This window comes from Blautia sp. OM07-19 (genome assembly GCF_003481595.1).
GTDB lineage: Bacteria > Bacillota > Clostridia > Lachnospirales > Lachnospiraceae > Blautia_A > Blautia_A intestinihominis.
This window is the reverse complement of the sequence record NZ_QULA01000002.1, coordinates 25,824-43,647: the sequence shown is the minus strand read 5'-3', so window position 1 is coordinate 43,647 and position 17,824 is coordinate 25,824. Positions and strand designations below refer to the sequence as shown.

General features: G+C 43.8%; 20 protein-coding genes. 18 read left to right on the top strand and 2 right to left on the bottom strand.

Going from position 1 to position 17,824, the window contains the following annotated elements; genetic code table 11:
- The 10 genes from DXC01_RS02845 (at window position 1) to DXC01_RS02800 (ending at window position 7,795) form a co-directional block, all read left to right on the top strand.
- Window positions 1-864 carry a 4Fe-4S binding protein gene (locus tag DXC01_RS02845; RefSeq protein ID WP_022213492.1) on the top strand — a complete coding sequence of 288 codons (864 nt, stop codon included), beginning with the start codon at window positions 1-3 and terminating at the stop codon, window positions 862-864.
- Window positions 857-1,105 (top strand): sulfurtransferase TusA family protein, encoded by a 249-nt coding sequence (locus DXC01_RS02840; RefSeq protein ID WP_022213493.1) that lies wholly within the window; start codon window positions 857-859, stop codon window positions 1,103-1,105. Before DXC01_RS02845 ends, DXC01_RS02840 begins: the two co-directional genes overlap by 8 nt.
- 1 nt (window position 1,106) lies before the next feature.
- Window positions 1,107-1,424 (top strand): thioredoxin family protein, encoded by a 318-nt coding sequence (locus DXC01_RS02835; protein WP_022213494.1) that lies wholly within the window; start codon window positions 1,107-1,109, stop codon window positions 1,422-1,424.
- Window positions 1,425-1,501: 77 nt separating this feature from the next.
- On the top strand, window positions 1,502-1,711 hold the full coding sequence (thiS, locus tag DXC01_RS02830) for a sulfur carrier protein ThiS (RefSeq protein ID WP_022213495.1): 210 nt from the start codon (window positions 1,502-1,504) through the stop codon (window positions 1,709-1,711).
- The gene (locus tag DXC01_RS02825; protein ID WP_118252605.1) at window positions 1,711-2,514 is read left to right on the top strand and encodes a HesA/MoeB/ThiF family protein; all 804 of its coding nucleotides are present in this window, start codon (window positions 1,711-1,713) and stop codon (window positions 2,512-2,514) included. The genes thiS and DXC01_RS02825 overlap by 1 nt, the downstream gene beginning before the upstream one ends.
- Before the next feature lie 246 nt (window positions 2,515-2,760).
- On the top strand, window positions 2,761-3,180 hold the full coding sequence (locus DXC01_RS02820; protein WP_118698202.1) for a M67 family metallopeptidase: 420 nt from the start codon (window positions 2,761-2,763) through the stop codon (window positions 3,178-3,180).
- 18 nt (window positions 3,181-3,198) lie between these two features.
- Complete coding sequence (locus DXC01_RS02815; protein WP_118698201.1) at window positions 3,199-4,893, top strand: adenylyl-sulfate reductase subunit alpha; 1,695 nt, start codon at window positions 3,199-3,201, stop codon at window positions 4,891-4,893.
- Entirely contained in the window at window positions 4,874-5,185 is a 312-nt protein-coding gene (locus DXC01_RS02810; protein WP_022213499.1) for a 4Fe-4S dicluster domain-containing protein, read from the top strand. Before DXC01_RS02815 ends, DXC01_RS02810 begins: the two co-directional genes overlap by 20 nt.
- A 15-nt stretch (window positions 5,186-5,200) precedes the next feature.
- Window positions 5,201-6,103: a sulfate adenylyltransferase subunit CysD gene (cysD, locus tag DXC01_RS02805; RefSeq protein WP_117591384.1), complete on the top strand. Its 903-nt coding sequence runs from the start codon at window positions 5,201-5,203 to the stop codon at window positions 6,101-6,103.
- On the top strand, window positions 6,104-7,795 hold the full coding sequence (locus tag DXC01_RS02800; protein ID WP_118698200.1) for a sulfate adenylyltransferase subunit 1: 1,692 nt from the start codon (window positions 6,104-6,106) through the stop codon (window positions 7,793-7,795).
- Window positions 7,796-8,092: 297 nt separating this feature from the next.
- Here the strand turns inward: DXC01_RS02800 and DXC01_RS02795 are convergent, their stop codons facing one another.
- Window positions 8,093-8,623 (bottom strand): transposase, encoded by a 531-nt coding sequence (locus DXC01_RS02795; RefSeq protein ID WP_243111538.1) that lies wholly within the window; start codon window positions 8,621-8,623, stop codon window positions 8,093-8,095.
- A 169-nt stretch (window positions 8,624-8,792) separates the two neighbouring features.
- On the opposite strand from DXC01_RS02795, the gene DXC01_RS21180 reads away from it, so the two are divergent.
- From DXC01_RS21180 to DXC01_RS02775, 4 genes are all read left to right on the top strand, one after another.
- Window positions 8,793-8,927 carry a hypothetical protein gene (locus tag DXC01_RS21180; RefSeq protein WP_279221565.1) on the top strand — a complete coding sequence of 45 codons (135 nt, stop codon included), beginning with the start codon at window positions 8,793-8,795 and terminating at the stop codon, window positions 8,925-8,927.
- A gap of 60 nt (window positions 8,928-8,987) precedes the next feature.
- A complete protein-coding gene (locus tag DXC01_RS02785) occupies window positions 8,988-10,295 on the top strand; it encodes a sedoheptulokinase (protein WP_118698199.1) in 1,308 nt (435 codons plus the stop codon).
- Window positions 10,296-10,457: 162 nt separating this feature from the next.
- The gene (locus DXC01_RS02780) at window positions 10,458-11,234 is read left to right on the top strand and encodes an alpha/beta hydrolase (protein ID WP_118698198.1); all 777 of its coding nucleotides are present in this window, start codon (window positions 10,458-10,460) and stop codon (window positions 11,232-11,234) included.
- Window positions 11,235-11,610: 376 nt separating this feature from the next.
- Window positions 11,611-12,564 carry a hypothetical protein gene (locus tag DXC01_RS02775; RefSeq protein ID WP_118698197.1) on the top strand — a complete coding sequence of 318 codons (954 nt, stop codon included), beginning with the start codon at window positions 11,611-11,613 and terminating at the stop codon, window positions 12,562-12,564.
- A gap of 163 nt (window positions 12,565-12,727) precedes the next feature.
- Here DXC01_RS02775 and DXC01_RS02770 read toward each other — a convergent pair whose 3' ends face one another.
- On the bottom strand, window positions 12,728-14,119 hold the full coding sequence (locus DXC01_RS02770; protein WP_118254569.1) for a sodium-dependent transporter: 1,392 nt from the start codon (window positions 14,117-14,119) through the stop codon (window positions 12,728-12,730).
- A gap of 131 nt (window positions 14,120-14,250) precedes the next feature.
- Between DXC01_RS02770 and DXC01_RS02765 the strand changes: the two genes are divergently transcribed.
- The 4 genes from DXC01_RS02765 (at window position 14,251) to glpK (ending at window position 17,782) form a co-directional block, all read left to right on the top strand.
- The gene (locus tag DXC01_RS02765) at window positions 14,251-15,147 is read left to right on the top strand and encodes a LysR family transcriptional regulator (protein ID WP_118698196.1); all 897 of its coding nucleotides are present in this window, start codon (window positions 14,251-14,253) and stop codon (window positions 15,145-15,147) included.
- Between the two features lie 325 nt (window positions 15,148-15,472).
- A complete protein-coding gene (locus DXC01_RS02760; protein ID WP_118254567.1) occupies window positions 15,473-15,853 on the top strand; it encodes a hypothetical protein in 381 nt (126 codons plus the stop codon).
- A 16-nt stretch (window positions 15,854-15,869) separates the two neighbouring features.
- Complete coding sequence (locus DXC01_RS02755; RefSeq protein WP_118698195.1) at window positions 15,870-16,166, top strand: hypothetical protein; 297 nt, start codon at window positions 15,870-15,872, stop codon at window positions 16,164-16,166.
- A gap of 113 nt (window positions 16,167-16,279) precedes the next feature.
- Window positions 16,280-17,782, top strand: coding sequence for a glycerol kinase GlpK (gene glpK / locus DXC01_RS02750; protein WP_118698194.1), 1,503 nt, complete (start codon window positions 16,280-16,282; stop codon window positions 17,780-17,782).
- Window positions 17,783-17,824: the final 42 nt, after the last annotated feature.

Below are 17,824 nucleotides of genomic sequence, written 5' to 3'. Positions count from 1 at the left end.
ATGGCAAAAGTAGATTACGCAACATTAAAAAAAGGCGGTTTCATGCGCCAGAAACAGAAAAACAACTTTTCCCTGCGTCTTGCCTGTGTCGGTGGAACACTGACAGCAGAGAACCTCAAGAAGATCGCAGAGGTAGCTGAGAAATACGGTGATGGATACGTACATCTCACTTCCAGACAGGGAGTTGAGATCCCGTTCATCAAATTAAACGACATCGATGATGTGACAGCAGATCTTGCCACAGGCGGATGTAAACCAGGTGTCTGCGGACCGAGAGTAAGAACGGTAACAGCATGTCAGGGCAATGCAGTCTGTCCAAGCGGAAATATCAACAGCTACGACATCGCTGTTAAGTTAAATGAGAGATATTTCGGAAGGGAACTTCCTCATAAATTCAAATTCGGCGTAACCGGATGCCAGAACAACTGTCTCAAAGCCGAAGAAAACGATGTAGGAATCAAAGGAGCCGCACAGGTTACCTGGCAGGAAGATGCATGTATCCATTGCGGTGTCTGTGAAAAAGCCTGCCGCGAGGAAGCGATTTCCTTCAAGGACGACAAACTTGTGATCGATACCGACAAATGCAACTACTGCGGACGTTGTGCAAAATCCTGTCCGGTAGATGCATGGGATGTAAATGAAGCGTTCCTTGTATCATTTGGAGGTACTTTTGGAAACCATATCAGCAAAGGACAGGAATTCCTGCCACTGATCACTTCCGAAGAACAGCTCTTCCGCGTGACAGATGCAGCAATCCAGTTCTTCGGAGATCACGCAAAACCAGGTGAAAGATTCAAATTCACGATCGACAGAGTTGGAGAAGGTAAACTGTACGAAGTACTGAAAGGAGCTTACGATGGCTGATTATAAAATTGATGATACCGTAGATATTACAGATGTTGTGTGCCCGGTGACCTTTGTCAAGGCAAAAGTGGCACTGGAAGAACTCGATGACGGACAGATCCTCGCCGTCCGTATGAACAACGGCGAACCGGTACAGAACGTACCGCGAAGCATCAAAGAAGAAGGACATCAGATCCTGAAGCTCACCGACAACGGCGACGATACCTTCACTCTGATCGTCAGGAAAGTAGAGGACGAATGATATGGCACTCAGGATCAACGCAGAAAACTTCGAAGAAAAAGTATTAAAGGCAGACAAACCAGTCCTCGTAGACTTCTACTCCGACACCTGCATCCCATGCAAACAAATGGCCTGCATCCTCGGAGACCTCGAAGACGAAAACGAAGACGCCCTTTACATCTATAAAGTCAACGTCAACTACGACAAAGCACTCGCCGAACAATACAAAGTCATGTCCGCTCCAACCGTCATCTGTTTCGTAAACGGCGAACAGAAAGGCAAAATAGTCGGGCTCAAAGAACCAGAAGAGATTGAAGCTTTGTTTGAAGATTATATCTAATTATCATTTCACAATTATATAACTTTGATTTGATAATTAAATTCATAAATTTTGTTATAATAAAGGAGATAAGAATCATGTTTATCAAAGTAGCAGGAGAAAAGAAAGAATATCCAGAAGGACTTACCGTAAAAGAGTTAATTGAGAAAGAGGATGTGGAAACACCTCAGTATGTAACCGTAACCATCAACGACGAATTCGTAGAAAGCGGAGCTTTCGAGACAACAGAAGTCAAAGACGGCGACGAAATCGAATTCCTGTACTTCATGGGAGGAGGCGCAAGATAATGGCATTCACAAACGAACAGTTAGAACGCTATTCCCGCCACATCATCCTCAAAGAGGTTGGTGCAAAGGGACAGAAAAAACTCCTGAACGCCAGCGTCCTCATCATCGGAGCAGGCGGACTGGGAGCACCGGCAGCCATGTATCTCGCAGCAGCCGGCGTAGGAACCATCGGAATCGCAGATGCCGATGAGGTAGACCTCTCAAACCTTCAGAGACAGGTCATCCACACAACAGCCGACCTCGGCAAAGCCAAAGTAAAATCCGCCAAAGAAACCATGCAGGCGATCAATCCAGATGTCAAAGTCAATACATACCGCAAATTCATCACATCCGAGAACATCATGGATATCATCAAAGACTACGACTTCATCATTGACGGAACCGACAATTTCCCGGCAAAATTCCTGATCAACGATGCATGTGTCATGGCAGGAAAACCATTCTCCCACGCAGGGATCATCCGCTTCAAAGGCCAGCTCATGACCTACGTCCCAGGAGAAGGACCATGCTACAGATGCGTCTTCAAAGATCCGCCGCCGAAGGATGCAGTCCCAACCTGTAAACAGGCAGGCGTCATCGGAGCCATGGGCGGAGTCATCGGAAGCCTCCAGGCAATGGAAGCAGTCAAATACATCATCGGCAAAGGAGACCTCCTCACAGGAAGACTCCTCACCTACGATGCCCTGACTATGACTTTCCGTACAATTAAACTGCCGAAAAACCATGATTGTCCGGTATGTGGTGATCATCCTACCATTACTAAATTAATCGACTACGAGCAGGTTGAGTGTGACATGCACTAAAACTGAATTAGTGAAATTGGCATTAGTCGAATATGTCAAAGAGCAATGGTCGTTCCCCATGCGGGAACGTGGATTGAAATATAAGGGGATGATCTGAGACGGCCGGTTCTTAGTGACCGTATTGTGACCGATACACTGTGGACGTAGTACACAGTGTATCCGTTGCCAGTCGAAGTCAGCGAGAGCGTGTCCCCGTTGAACTGTTTATTCATACACGTCAGAGAACAATATCGAGGAGCCCCCATTATGAAATTATATATAAAAAAATCAGACTACAACACCATCCTGGACCACTGCACTGCCGGCCTCCCAAATGAATCCTGCGGCCTCCTCGCGGGAACCAAAGAATCCGAGGAGATCACCGTCACCAAAGTCTACCTCCTCACAAACGTAGACGTCAGCAGAGAACACTTCTCCATGGATCCAAAAGAACAGCTTGCAGCACTCAAAGACGCCAGAGCCAACGGATACAAGATCATCGGAAACTTCCATTCCCATCCGGAATCCCCATCCCGCCCATCCGAAGAAGACAAACGCCTGGCATTTGACCCGACCATCGAATACCTCATCCTCTCCCTTATGGAAGAAGGAAACCCGGTACTCAAAGCATTCGGAATCGACAAAGAAAAAAACGTAACGATCCACGAGATCGAGATCACAGAATAAAGTCAGGAAGAAAAAAACATGAGCAGACCCTTACAGGTAAAACACTTACATACAGATGTCCTGATCATAGGCGGCGGTACCGCAGGCTGCTACGCAGCACTCACCATCAGCAGAAATTCTGACGCTTCCGTTCTCGTCGCAGAAAAAGCGAACATCAAACGAAGCGGCTGCCTCGCAGCAGGTGTCAACGCGATCAACGCCTACATCGTTAAAGGCCGCAAGCCACAGGACTACGTAGATTACGCAACCAAAGATGCGGCAGGAATCGTCAGAAACGACCTCCTTCTGACAGCCGCAGAAGAATTTAATGAAGTAACGGCAGATATGGAAAAACTGGGTCTCGTGATTCTCAAAGATGAAAACGGAGACTACGTGGCAAGAGGAAACCGTAACATTAAGATCAATGGCGAAAACTTCAAACCACTCCTCGCAGATGCCGTATACAAAAGCAAAAATGTAGATGTCCTCAATTACGTAAACATCACAGACCTTCTCACAGAAAACGGAAACGTTTACGGAGCTGTCGGTTTTTCCATCATGGAAGAAACAGCCTATGTGATCCATGCAAAAGCAGTCCTGATCGTAACAGGAGGAGCAGCCGGCCTCTACAAACCAAACAACCCGGGATTTTCCAGACATAAAATGTGGTATCCGCCATTCAACACAGGAGCCGGATACGCGATGGGAATCCGTTCCGGTGCAGAGATGACAACCTTTGAGATGCGTTTTATTGCACTCCGCTGCAAAGATACGATCGCTCCGACAGGAACTATCGCACAGGGCGTGCAGGCAAAGCAGGTCAACTCCAAAGGCGAAGTCTATGAGCACATTTACGGTCTGACTACCAGCCAGCGTGTATATGGAACTGTCAAAGAAAATCAGCTTGGGCATGGCCCTTGTTATCTCAAGACCTCCGGTATCACATCCGATCAGGATCAGGATCTTCTCAAAGCATACCTGAATATGGCACCGAGCCAGACCCTCAAATGGATCGAGAGCGGTAAGATGCCAAGCGAACAGGACGTAGAGATCCAGGGAACCGAGCCGTACATCGTAGGCGGTCATACAGCCAGCGGTTTCTGGGTAGATACCAGAAGAGAAACCACCATTCACGGACTTTATGCAGCCGGTGATGTGGCAGGCGGATGTCCTCAGAAATATGTGACCGGTGCTCTGGCAGAGGGCAAGATCGCCTCTCTCGCGATCATCGAACAGTTAAAAGATGATCATAACGAAGAAACATCCGAAATCGAAAAACAGGCACAGACGATCATTAAAGATTACGAAAAGATCCGCAAGGCACAGAACGGTCTGTTTACCATCGACGAACTGGAAGAAGCCATGCAGAAAGTCATGGACGAATACGCAGGCGGAATCGCCAGCAACTATCAGTTCAATGAGAAAAAGCTGGATCTTGCAGAAGAAAAGATTGTAAGACTGAGTGAACTTGCCGATCAGGTCGGTGCAGAAGATATGCATGAACTTCTTTTTGCATACGAATTAAAAGAAAGACTTCTCGTCTGTCAGGTGCTGATCGAACACCTCAGAAACAGAAAAGAAACCAGATGGCATTCTTTCAATGAGAATCTCGATCATCCGGAAACAGACCAGAATTTTGAAAAATACGTAAATTCCAGAATGGAAGACGGCAAGATCCGCATTCTGTTCAGGGATCTGGTAAAGGGGGATACTTATGAGCATACGAATTCGTGAAGACCGATGTGTCGGCTGCGGTAAATGTCAGGAAGTATGTCCTGGCACTCTGATCCAGATCAAAGACAAAAAAGCGGTCATGAAATACCCGAAGAACTGCTGGGGCTGCGTTTCCTGCGTAAAGGAATGTAAGATGGGAGCCATTGAATTTTATCTTGGCGCAGACATCGGCGGCATGGGTGGAACCATGAACGTTACCCAGAAAGGTGATCTCCTCAACTGGAACATCACCAGATCTGACGGCAGTGAACTGGTCATCAGCGTTGACCGGCGAAATTCCAATAAATATTAGTACAGGAGTAGAACTATGAGCGGATTATCACATTTAGATGAACTGGAAGCAGAAGCAATATATATCATCCGGGAAGTGGCAGCAGAGTGCGAAAAACCTGTTATGCTTTATTCCATCGGAAAAGACAGCTCAGTGATGCTTCATCTCGCACTGAAAGCCTTTTATCCGGAAAAACCACCTTTCCCGTTTTTACATGTAAACACAACCTGGAAATTCCGGGAAATGATCGAATTTCGTGACAAGACAGCCAAAGATCTTGGAATCGAGATGCTGGAATATATCAATGAGGACGGTGTGAAGCAGGGAATCAATCCTTTTGACAACGGATCCGCTTATACCGATATCATGAAGACACAGGCTCTGAAACAGGCTCTCAATAAATACGGATTTACCGCAGCATTCGGAGGCGGTCGTCGTGATGAGGAGAAGAGCCGTGCCAAAGAGAGGATCTTTTCTTTCCGTAATGAAAACCACGCCTGGGATCCGAAGAACCAGAGACCGGAGATGTGGAAACTTTACAATACAGAGATCAACAAAGGCGAGAGCATCCGTGTTTTCCCAATCTCCAACTGGACAGAGAAAGATATCTGGCAGTACATAAAAAGAGAAAATATTCCGATCGTACCTCTTTACTTTGCAAAAGAGCGTCCGGTAGTATATCGTGACGGAAATATCATCATGGTAGATGATGACCGTATGCGTCTGAAACCTGGCGAGAAACCGGAAATGAAAAAAGTTCGTTTCCGTACCCTGGGATGTTATCCTCTGACCGGTGGTATTCTTTCTGATGCAGATACACTCGATGCGATCATCGATGAGACATTAAGTTCTGTAGAATCTGAAAGAACCAGCCGAATCATTGATTCTGACGGTGGTGCAGCCAGCATGGAAAAGAGAAAGAGAGAGGGGTACTTCTAGATGAGCGGTTTACTGAAATTTATTACCTGCGGAAGTGTGGACGATGGAAAATCCACACTGATCGGACATATACTTTACGATTCCAAACTGCTTTATGCAGACCAGGAAAAAGCCCTGATCCTCGACAGTAAGGTAGGATCCAGAGGCGGCGCGATCGACTATTCACTTCTTCTGGATGGTCTGATGGCAGAGAGAGAACAGGGTATCACCATTGATGTTGCTTATCGTTATTTTACAACAGACAAGAGAAGCTTCATCGTTGCGGATACACCGGGACATGAAGAATATACAAGAAACATGGCAGTTGGTGCTTCTTTTGCACAGCTTGCGATCATCCTTGTCGATGCAAAACAGGGTGTTCTGGTACAGACAAGACGCCACAGCCGCATCTGCGCCCTGATGGGAATCCATCATTTTGTATTTGCAGTCAACAAGATGGACCTTGTAGGTTACAGCGAAGAAAGATTCAATGAGATCGTAAAAGATATCAACGAACTTTCTGAAAGCCTCGGACTTCAGGATGTTGTGATCGTTCCTGTCAGCGCGACAGAAGGAGATAACGTCACAGTCAAATCCGAGAACATGCCATGGTACACAGGCAAAACACTTCTGGATCATCTGGAAACCGTCGATGTGACAGAGACAGAGAGCGAAGCAGGATTCTATATGCCGGTACAGAGAGTCTGCCGCCCGAACCATGAATTCCGTGGCTTCCAGGGACAGATCGAAAGCGGTAAGATCAAAGTCGGACAGACCATTACCACACTTCCAAGCAACGAGACTGCAACTGTCAAATCCCTTCTGAACGGAAGCACTTCCGTAGAAGAAGCCGTGACAGGACAGGCAGTGACCATCCAGCTTGACAAAGAAGTGGATGTCAGCCGAGGCTGCGTCCTCACCGACCAGGCACAGCTTTCCGTAGCAAAGAGCTTTACCGCAACTCTGCTCTGGATGGATGACAGCAGACTGACTCTTGGAAAAGAATATCTGGTAAAACTGGGAACCAAGAGAATTCCGGGATTTATCCGCAGCATCAAATACAAGATCGATGTCAACACCGGAGAACATATCGCAGCAGATTATATCGAAAAAAATGAGATCGCACTGTGCGAGATCGAACTGGCCGAAAAGATCGTACTTGATGAGTTTAAGAAACACAAAACTCTTGGAGAGATGATTCTGATCGACCGTGTAAGCCATATGACTTCTGCATGTGGTGTACTTGAAACCGTAGAAAATGACGGAGAGAAACCGTACTTCCAGAAAGATGACATCAAAGTCGGCGGTTATGTATTCGAAGAATTCTACTTCAATCTGGAAAATGCAATGATGTCCAAAGCCGGATCCGACAAGAAGACCTATCATGTCGGTGATGAAGTACCGGTTGCCGGAGACAGCTTCAAATATCCGGAATACTTTGATATCCTTTCCGTTGAGGACGGGGCAGCAGTCCTGATCCGTGACGGCAAAGTAGAAGACATCCAGAAGATCGAAGACTACCGCTACATGGGACTCCCGGTTGTCGATGAAAGAGGAATGGCTTTGCTTGTGAAAAACAAAGAGGATCTTGAGAGATTCCTTGAAGAAGCAAAGAATGTGACCTCAGAAAACCGTTCGGAAGTACATAACAAGTGGTTCCGGTTTGAGACTTATCGGAAGGTTGTTTGTACGGATAATTTTTGGGTGATCTAAGGGTACTTCCTTAGGGACCTTCGAGTTTTGAAAAAACCATGCGAGGGGAGGGCACTCGAAGTTGCGAAGGCCGTTCTCCCCTCGCACTCCCCACCTGGCCACGCGAAAGGCGCGGGAGAAAGTATAAAAGAGAAAAGCATCTGTCTGAGCAATGTCATTAAGTTATCATAGGCAAGCTGATTTGGCGTTTGCCCAGAAACAGGTTGAGGAGTTCTCTTCAGCCTGTTTTCTATTTTTGCCAAACACAAATAGACAGATTTTCATCTGCCTCAAAAAACTATATTCACTTATTCAAATTTATGCTACTCTATATAAGAAACCATGAAATATCTTAGTAGTTGCTTTCCGTTCCCCATGACGATCGGGGCGTATGGGAATCACATTCTTTGCGATAATGGTTTCTAAATCAGGTGATGTCGTTTTCCCACGATAAAATAATCGGCACAAGTGCGACGCAACTGAGAAGTTGGCTTTATATGTATATTTTCTTTGCTTTTTTTCAATGACTACGTGCGAGGTAATCATTTGTGCAAAATTATACATGATTAGATGTGCATAGATTTCCTGTTGGATACACATCACCTTTTTTGAATGAAAATCCAACATTCCAATAGTATATTTTAAATCTCTGAAAGATGTTTCAATTCCCCATCTTAAAGCATAAAGCTGTTTTAATTTTTCAAGAGGGTATTGTTCCTTATCCAAATTTGTAAGGACGGTTTCATAAGTATCTTCTGAAATTTGGAATCTTGCAATCCTAAAAGACAATCCATAAAACGAGGCTGGATCTTTATAATTACTTTTTGCAGGTAAATAGTCGAAATTCACATTGGAAGGAAGATACCGATAATGGTTCTTATCCTTTAGCAGTTCCTTTACTTGGCTTAATAATCAGAATGTAAGAAATGAGCTAAAACTGGAAATAAAGATATGCTTAGTCAAAAATGGTTACCCGCCACAGTATAGTCCAGAAGTGTTTAATAAGGTTATGGAGCAGGTGGAGAATTTTGAAGAATTTTCGGGAAATAACACTATTTCATACTATGAAAGAAAATCAGAACCTGTGATGATGGCAGCAGAAGAAAAGAATGCGTATGGTGCTGCAAATAAAACCAAAGTCAGCAGGAAGTAATACTGGTCAAAAGAGGTGATTAACTGACTTGGTACACTACATAAGGCAAGGAGAGCAGGGATGAAAGTAATCGGAATCGATATTGGTACAACAACGATCAGTCTGGTTGTACTGGATACAGAAAAAAAGGCGGTTTTGGAATCAAGAACGGTTCCTAATGGGACATTTATAAGGACTGAAAAGGAATGGGAACGCATTCAGAATCCGGATAGAATTGTAGAAAAAGCGATGCGGGAGCTGAAAGAATTACGGAAGGCGTATAAAGATGTGGAGACAATTGGTCTTACCGGTCAGATGCATGGAATTCTGTATATTGATGAGGATGGAAATTGTGTCAGTCCACTTTATACTTGGCAGGATGGGCGAGGAAATCTTCCGGAATTTGATGGGAAGAGTGTTGTCTGTCTGGTAAAAGAAGAGACAGGTTTTTCGATTTCGACAGGCTATGGACTTGCTACACACCTGTATCACTGCAAAAAGAATCAGGTGCCGAAGAATGCAGTTTCCTTCTGTACAATTAGTGATTATCTTGGAATGAAGCTCACAGGCAGAAAAACACCAATTGTGCATATCAGTAATGCAGCAAGTTTGGGTCTTTTTGACAGTGAAAAAATGATGTTTTATATAGATACAATTCATAAACTTGGCATGGATCCGGGACAGTTGCCGGAAGTTACAGATGAGTTTAAAATCTTGGGATACTATGATGGAATACCGGTGACGGTGGCACTGGGTGATAATCAGGCAAGCTTTCTGGGAAGTGTTGGTTTTCAGGAAAATACATTGCTTTTAAACATGGGAACGGGTGGGCAGATTTCTGTATTATCGGATAAGCCATTTGAAGAAGGGGGAATCGAAGCCAGACCACTCGCAAGAGGAAAATATATTCTGGTAGGGGCATCTCTCTGTGGAGGGCGTGCTTATGCAGTGTTGGAGAAGTTTTTCAGAACTTTTGTGGTACAGGCTGGTGGTGAAGATAAGGCATTATATGAAGTTTTGAAGAAATTGGCAAGAGCTGCTATGAATCAGGAAAATCCTGTGGAAGTGTCTACTTTATTTAACGGAACAAGAACAGATCCAACGCTTCGTGGCAGTATTACCAATATCAGCGAAAACAATTTTACACCGGAAGGAATAACCTATGGTGTGTTGCATGGCATGATAAAAGAGCTTTATGACATGTATCAGCAAATTCATCAGGGGACGGGAATTCAGGTATCTCATCTGGTTGCGTCTGGTAATGGAATGAGAAAAAACAAAGTATTACAGGAAATCAGCAGTGAGATGTTTGGGGCAGATTTATCATTGGCTGTGTACCAGGAAGAGGCAGCCTGTGGAGCTGCAGTCAGCAGTGCTATGGCTTTTTAAGTTGTATAACGCATATAATATCTAAGGGGATTGTTTATGTTTGAGAGGATGCTAATATAGCAGACGGCGAAGAAGGAAAAGCTTCTGGATAATTTTCTGGAAAGGCATGAAGCGGAGCATCCGTTTCCTGAGGATGTGGAGCTGATTCGGGATATTGATTATATGGGGGATGGCATGGCCTGTCATTTTATGGATATTTACCGTGGAAAGAAGCATGATAAAAAGCATGATAAAAAGCTTCCGATCATGTTTAACCTTCATGGTGGCGGTTTCCTTCTTGGGAAAAAAGAGGAAAGTCATCTGTTCTGTGCAGAAATGAGCCAGAAGGGATTTCTTGTATTTTCTCTGGAATATCCTCTGGCACCGGAGTCTTTGTTTCCACAGATTCTTCGAGATCTGATGAAAGGAATTAAAAATTCCAGAGTGTATTTTCAGAAATATAATGGAGATGAAGAACGTATTTACCTGACAGGAACCAGTGCGGGGGCAAGCCTGTGTGTATATCTGGCTGCGATGATGCAGAGTCCGGAGCTGGCAGATGTTTTTGGAGTGGTGCCAGCAGATCTTGGGATTCGGGCAATGGGCCTGGCGAGCGGGATGTATTACACGACAAAAATGGACAGCATCGGAATTTTTCTTCCTTCCTGTATTTACGGAAAAGGGTGGAAGAAAAGTTCCTTTTATCCATACATAAATCCGGAAAACAAAGCGATTCTCGAACACTTGCCGCCGTCCTTTCTTATCACAGTTTATGGAGATTCCCTGCGAAATTACAGCAGACAATATGCCAGGGCCATACAGAAGTCAGGAGGCATCTGCCATCTGGAAGATCTGGGTCCCCACAAAAAACTTCCTCATGCATTCAGTACCGCCCTGCCGGAGATCCCGGAAAGCCAATATGTAAATGAAAAGATGGTAAAATTTCTGATGTCATATTGAATTTGATCTTCTTCAGGGGTTTTCGAAAGATTAAAAAACAATCGTAAATTTTTACGATTGTTTTTTCGCGCATTTCTGCACACAATATGGTTAAAAATCTGGAAAAAGGTGCAACTCATATGCATGAAACGAGAACAATAGATTTCCAGGACAAGTTAATTAGGAAAATTACATGTCTGGTTGCTGTCTTTCTGTAAAAATAAGCTTGCCAGATGGAGACAGATACTGTATAGTATAAAAAACAGGCAATGATCTAAAGTATCTTATCAGTTATCGTTCAGGCAAATATCTGCCACTAATTCCAAAGATAAAAGCAAATAAGTGTTTAATAGAACTCGACAAAATGTTATAATGTAGATACCAAAAGGAGTGTTATATGAATAATACGATTTTTGATGATGTGTTTCGTACTATGATTGAAAAGATGCCATATTTGGCAGTACCGTTGATCAATGAAGTATTTCACACATCCTATCCGGAAAATGTAAAGATCACACAGCTGCGTAATGAACACCAGCAGGAAGATGGAGAAATCATTACGGATTCCTGTTTGCTGATAGGGAAGAAGATGTATCATATCGAATGTCAGAGTACAGATGATACTACGATGACGATACGCATGATAGAGTATGATTTTGCGATTGCGATAGGAAATGCTGAGAAACAAAATCGGAGATATCGGATAGAGTTTCCAAAATCCTGCGTGCTGTTTTTGAGAAGCTCAGAGAATACACCGGATAATCTGGAGGCGGATGTGATTTTTCCGGATGGGCGGACGCATGTATACTCGATACCGACTATAAAAATGGCAGACTATACAAAGGACAGTATTTTCGAAAAAAATCTGTTGATGCTGCTGCCATTTTATATCATGAGATATGAGAAACAGGGACATGATCTGAGTGAAAATCCAGAATTATTTCAAATATTGTTAAACGAATATGAGGAAATCAGAGTAAATCTGGAAAAGGAACTGACAGAAACAGGAAAAGCAGAACTATATACGGATCTGACAAAACTCATTGTAAAGATTGCAGACCACATTTTTCGAAAGGAAGATAACGTTCGGAAAGGAATAGGTGATATTATGGGCGGGAAAGTTTTGGAATTGGAATCAGAAAGACTTAAGGCACTTGGAAAAGCGGAAGGAAAAGCGGAAGGAAAAGCAGAAGGAAAAGCAGAAGGAGAAGCAATTGGACAGGCAAGAGGAGAAACTCGATTAGGTAATTTAATCAGTCGGCTTATTCAGGATCAGAGAAATGAAGAAATTCTGCTGGCATCAACAGATTCTAAAAGACGTGAGCAGTTGTATAAAGAATATAATATTTAAGGGTATTCCCCACCTGGCCACGCGGAAGACTGTTTCGCTGGCGCGAAAGGCGCTTAGAACGTTTTTGATACAGGCTGGTGGAGAAGAGTATTTGAAAAATAATGCATAAAATCAGGAGGTCAGAAATGAACAGCTCTGATTTTATGCATTTTTTGTTTTATAATTACGATAAAATTCCGGTAGACTGCAGGAACAGGATGAACATCATAACCGGAGCGACAAAACGGATCATCACGCAGTAGAGTTTTTTTCTGTGGAATTTTTCGCCATTGCGTTCCATCTCATCAATTACATAATCCGGTGTTACGATCCAGCCGATCAGGATGGTGGAAAGCAGTGCAATGAACGGCATCATAACACTGTTACTGATATAATCCATGATATCCAGAAGCTGTCCCACAGAGCCATTCGGTAAATTTACTTCTACATAGAAAATGCTGTATCCCAAAGCGATAACAGCGGAGGCTGCCAGGTAGATCGCAGATAAAACAAGAACTGTTTTTTTACGACTGGTGTGGAAGATTTCCATGCAGTTTGCAGTAATAGATTCCAGTACGGATATACAGGAAGACAAGGTTGCAAAAATAGCAGTTACAAAAAACAGGACTCCCACAAATATACCGGCTTTACCCATAGCAGAAAATACTTTTGGCAAAGATACAAACATCAGGCTTGGACCTGCACCCATGCCCTCGGTTCCTGAAAATACGTATACTGAAGGGATGATCATGGCACCTGCAAGAAAGGCAACACCTGTATCAAAGATTTCAATCTGGTTGACGGCTTTGTTTAAATTTACCTCTGGCCTGACGTAAGAACCGTAAGTGATCATGATTCCCATGGACACACTGAGCGAGAAAAACAGCTGGCTCATGGCATCCAGCAGAATCTGCAGAAAACGCGGCACGGTAAGTCCTGTAAAGTCCGGTGTGAGATAATAAAGAAATCCCTGTAAGCCGGTATGCACCTGTCCGGAGGTATCGGTATGCCTGAGTGTCAGGGAGTAGACAGCGATAATTACGACCAGGATCAGCAGGATGGGCATCATCCATTTGGATACTTTTTCAATTCCTTTTTCCACACCATTGTATACAATAAGAGCCGTTACTCCCATAAAGAGCAGGGCAAAAATCACAGGTGAGGTGGAAGAGGTGATGAAGGATGTAAAATAATCATCTGTGGCAGCAGCCTGTGCCTGTCCGGTGATATATACAACGGCATATTTGGTGATCCAGCCACCGATCACAGCGTAATAAGTCATAATAAGAACGGGTACCAGGAAAGTAAGGATTCCCAGGAATTTCCATTTCGGATGCATCTGGGTATAAGCACCGATGGCACTTTTCTGAGTACGGCGGCCGATAGCGATATCAGAAGTAAGCAAGGTAAACCCGAACGTAAGCACAAGAATAAAATAAATGATCAGAAACAAACCGCCGCCATCTTTGGCTGCAAGATATGGAAACCGCCATAAATTTCCCACTCCTACAGCACTGCCGGCTGCGGCAAGGACAAAACCAAGCTGTCCTGAAAAATGATTGGATTTCTTTTCCACTGTAAATAGTTCCCCCTTTGATTGTTGTAAATATAAGATACTATATGATAAAATATTAGTAAAACAAATATTTTTACTGGTATGTATTAAAAAAAATAATATTATTCCAGTGAAGGATGAAGAAGGTAAAAATGAAAGAAATTCGAGACCGTTATGATATTTTTTTGAAAGTATGTGAGACTGGAAACTTTTCCAGAGCGGCAGAAGCATTGAATTATACGCAGTCCGGAATCAGTCAGATGATGGCAGGGCTGGAGGAAGAACTGGGTGTACAGTTATTTGCCCGGATAAAAAAAGGTGTAATCCTGACAGACAATGGAAAACGTCTGCTTCCGTATATTCAGGAAATGGTGAATCAGAAAGATAAGCTTCGCCAGGCGGCTTTCAACATTAACAATAAAGTGGAGGGGAAACTTCGAATCGGAAGTTTTACAAGCGTAACAGCCATGTGGATGCCGGATGTGATCCGCTTTTTTCAGAAAAACTATCCGCAGGTGGAAGTCCAGATTTTCGACGGGAACTATGATGAAATCCGGGACTGGATCATTCATGGGCAGGTGGATTGCGGTTTTTTATCTTCTATTGTGGCATTTGACCTGAAATTTTATCCGCTTCTGGAAGACCCTCTTTGTGCAGTCATGCCAAAAGGGCATCCTCTTGCCGGAAAAAAATGCATAAAACTGGAAGAACTGCTGGAATATCCTTTTATTATCGAAACTCCCGGATGCGATAATGATATTCTGCATCTGCTGGAAAAATGCACGAAAAAACCGCAGGTTTCTTACAGCTTCCGGGATGACACGCTGATTATGGCGTTCGTGAAAAATGGCTTTGGGGTAACGGTTTCGCAGGATCTGGTCATGAGAGCCTTTTCCGATGGAGTTGAGGTACGTCCTCTTGAACCAGAAAGTCACCGGACCATCGGCCTGTCCTTCGCCCGAACAACCAACTCCGTGGTATCAGGAGTATTACTGGATTACCTGCAGAAGTCCCTGCAGAAATACGATTCGAGCCCATCCGGCTCCTGAAAAAGACGGCAAGCTTTTATTTTATATATATCACGCATCTGTTTTTCCAGGCGGTCAGCAGTTCTATGGCATTCTGACATCTATAAAAATGGTAAATAAATCAAAGGAGCATTTTTATGAGAATATTCAGAAAGGAATAGGTGATATTATGGGAGAGACCTGGAAATGGAATAGGAAACACTGAATAAGTAGGTGGCTTTTAACATCAATAGCAACTGGACATAATGCCACAGTTCTTTCTTTATACTTTGCACATATTCCATATTGTTATTTTCGTTTATCAGTGTATAATATTTTATATCCTGAGGAGGGAGGAGGAAAGACTATGTTTGACAAAATAATTGATTTTGGAGCTTACTTAGCTGAAAGTTTTTCCATTTGGATCATCTGTTCTTTGCTGCTTTTTGCCTGCATCATGTATGTATTGCATGGAAGCATCTATTCATTTCATTTGGAAATGCTTAACAGACCAAATAAATTCAGTAAGACCCCGGTGGTGCATATGGATTCTAACAAGGTAAAGCTGGATAAAATCCTTTGCTATCTGGCAGCTTCTTTTTGTCTTATCGTGGGCTGTGGGTTATGCACGAAAATAATATTATACATATTAGGATTGGCAATTATGCTTTTATCCGGAATTGTCCAGGTTATTGTATTGGTTGTATTGTTTGTGCTGGTGGGCTGTATTCTTATCGCATTTATATAGGAAAGAGAGAATCAATATGAGTAAAGAGTATGTTTTGGCGGTAGTATGTATATTTCTTCTTTGCATATCTGCTGATTATTTTTTTAATATAAGTATTAGTTTAGCAGCAGTTTCACGTACTATTCTGAAGTCGTTGGCAGGATATTTTATTTTAAGTCTGCTTCTGGGAAAAGGCTGGTTTCTTCTTTTAAAGCTGATCCGATGGCTTTTGGAATCTACAATAGGTGTAATAGTGCTTATGCTTCTTGGCATTTCACTGGCTATTACGGTACCGGTAGCCATAGCATGGTGTATTGCAACACCAAGAAAATGAAGAATCAATCGGAAAGAAAAGGCATCTTCCAAAGGATTAGAAATCCGTTGAATCCCCACCATTTTTGCGTTACAATAAATGCATACTAAAATACCACAAAGGGGATTTTACCTATGCAGAAATACATAATGGCACTGGACGCGGGGACAACCAGCAACCGGTGCATCCTGTTTAATAAAAAAGGTGAAATGTGCAGTGTAGCACAGCGCGAGTTCCATCAGTACTTTCCGAAGCCGGGCTGGGTGGAGCATGATGCGGATGAAATCTGGGCGAGTATGCTTGGCGTAGCGGTGGAAGCCATGAATATGATCGGTGCGGAGGCTTCTGATATTGCGGCGATCGGAATTACCAATCAGAGAGAAACGGCAATTGTATGGGATAAGAATACCGGAGATCCCATTTATCATGCAATCGTCTGGCAGTGCCGCAGAACTTCCGAGTACTGCGACTCCCTCAAGGAAAAGGGACTCACAGAGAAATTCCGTCAGAAGACAGGTCTCGTGATCGATGCCTATTTTTCTGCGACCAAAATAAAATGGATTCTGGACAATGTAGAGGGTGCAAGAGAAAAGGCGGAACGTGGGGAACTCCTTTTCGGAACGGTTGAGACCTGGCTGATCTGGAAACTGACGAAGGGATCTGTGCATATCACAGATTACTCCAACGCATCCAGGACGATGCTTTTTAATATCAATACGCTTGAGTGGGATGAAGAGATTCTTGAGGAATTGAATATTCCATGCAGTATGCTTCCCGAGCCAAAGCCGTCAAGCTGTGTTTACGGAATGGCAGATCCGTCTTTCTTAGGCGGCGCGATTCCGATCGCAGGTGCAGCGGGCGATCAGCAGTCGGCACTTTTCGGGCAAACCTGCTTCCAGGCGGGAGAGGCCAAGAACACTTATGGCACAGGCTGTTTCCTTCTTATGAATACAGGAGAGAAACCGGTATTTTCGGAGAATGGTCTGGTAACAACGATTGCCTGGGGACTGAATGGCAAGGTGAATTATGCACTGGAAGGATCGATTTTTGTGGCGGGAGCTGCAATCCAGTGGCTTCGTGACGAGATGCGTCTGATCGATTCTTCAGAAGATTCAGAGTATATGGCACAGAAGGTTCAGGATACGAATGGATGCTATGTCGTTCCGGCGTTTACCGGTCTTGGTGCACCGCACTGGGATCAGTATGCGAGAGGTACGATCGTAGGAATCACCAGAGGAGTGAATAAGTATCACATTATCCGTGCAACCCTGGAATCTCTGGCTTATCAGGTAAATGATGTTTTACAGTCCATGAAAGCTGATTCCGGAATTCAGCTTGCAGCACTCAAAGTCGATGGCGGAGCCAGTGCAAACAATTTCCTGATGCAGACACAGGCAGACATCATAAATGCACCGGTCAACCGTCCGAAATGCGTGGAAACGACCGCAATGGGAGCTGCTTATCTGGCAGGTCTTGCGGTAGGATACTGGAGCAGTAAGGAAGAAGTTCTCAAGAACTGGGCGATCGACCGGACCTTTGATCCGAAGATCACGCAGGAAGAGAGAACAAAACGAATCCGTGGATGGGAAAAAGCTGTAAAATATGCGTATGGATGGGCGAAAGACGAAGAGAACTGATCGAAGAATCAAGTGGACGATAAGTTTGTATTTAAAACAATT

Excerpts from the sequence above, each read along its gene's own strand:
- DXC01_RS02845 (WP_022213492.1), top strand. The coding sequence starts at position 1 with ATGGCAAAAGTAGATTACGCAACATTAAAAAAAGGCGGTTTCATGCGC.
- DXC01_RS02840 (WP_022213493.1), top strand. The coding sequence starts at position 857 with ATGGCTGATTATAAAATTGATGATACCGTAGATATTACAGATGTTGTG.
- DXC01_RS02835 (WP_022213494.1), top strand. The coding sequence starts at position 1,107 with ATGGCACTCAGGATCAACGCAGAAAACTTCGAAGAAAAAGTATTAAAG.
- thiS (WP_022213495.1), top strand. The coding sequence starts at position 1,502 with ATGTTTATCAAAGTAGCAGGAGAAAAGAAAGAATATCCAGAAGGACTT.
- DXC01_RS02825 (WP_118252605.1), top strand. The coding sequence starts at position 1,711 with ATGGCATTCACAAACGAACAGTTAGAACGCTATTCCCGCCACATCATC.
- DXC01_RS02820 (WP_118698202.1), top strand. The coding sequence starts at position 2,761 with ATGAAATTATATATAAAAAAATCAGACTACAACACCATCCTGGACCAC.
- DXC01_RS02815 (WP_118698201.1), top strand. The coding sequence starts at position 3,199 with ATGAGCAGACCCTTACAGGTAAAACACTTACATACAGATGTCCTGATC.
- DXC01_RS02810 (WP_022213499.1), top strand. The coding sequence starts at position 4,874 with ATGAGCATACGAATTCGTGAAGACCGATGTGTCGGCTGCGGTAAATGT.
- cysD (WP_117591384.1), top strand. The coding sequence starts at position 5,201 with ATGAGCGGATTATCACATTTAGATGAACTGGAAGCAGAAGCAATATAT.
- DXC01_RS02800 (WP_118698200.1), top strand. The coding sequence starts at position 6,104 with ATGAGCGGTTTACTGAAATTTATTACCTGCGGAAGTGTGGACGATGGA.
- DXC01_RS02785 (WP_118698199.1), top strand. The coding sequence starts at position 8,988 with ATGAAAGTAATCGGAATCGATATTGGTACAACAACGATCAGTCTGGTT.
- DXC01_RS02780 (WP_118698198.1), top strand. The coding sequence starts at position 10,458 with ATGGGGGATGGCATGGCCTGTCATTTTATGGATATTTACCGTGGAAAG.
- DXC01_RS02775 (WP_118698197.1), top strand. The coding sequence starts at position 11,611 with ATGAATAATACGATTTTTGATGATGTGTTTCGTACTATGATTGAAAAG.
- DXC01_RS02765 (WP_118698196.1), top strand. The coding sequence starts at position 14,251 with ATGAAAGAAATTCGAGACCGTTATGATATTTTTTTGAAAGTATGTGAG.
- DXC01_RS02760 (WP_118254567.1), top strand. The coding sequence starts at position 15,473 with ATGTTTGACAAAATAATTGATTTTGGAGCTTACTTAGCTGAAAGTTTT.
- DXC01_RS02755 (WP_118698195.1), top strand. The coding sequence starts at position 15,870 with ATGAGTAAAGAGTATGTTTTGGCGGTAGTATGTATATTTCTTCTTTGC.
- glpK (WP_118698194.1), top strand. The coding sequence starts at position 16,280 with ATGCAGAAATACATAATGGCACTGGACGCGGGGACAACCAGCAACCGG.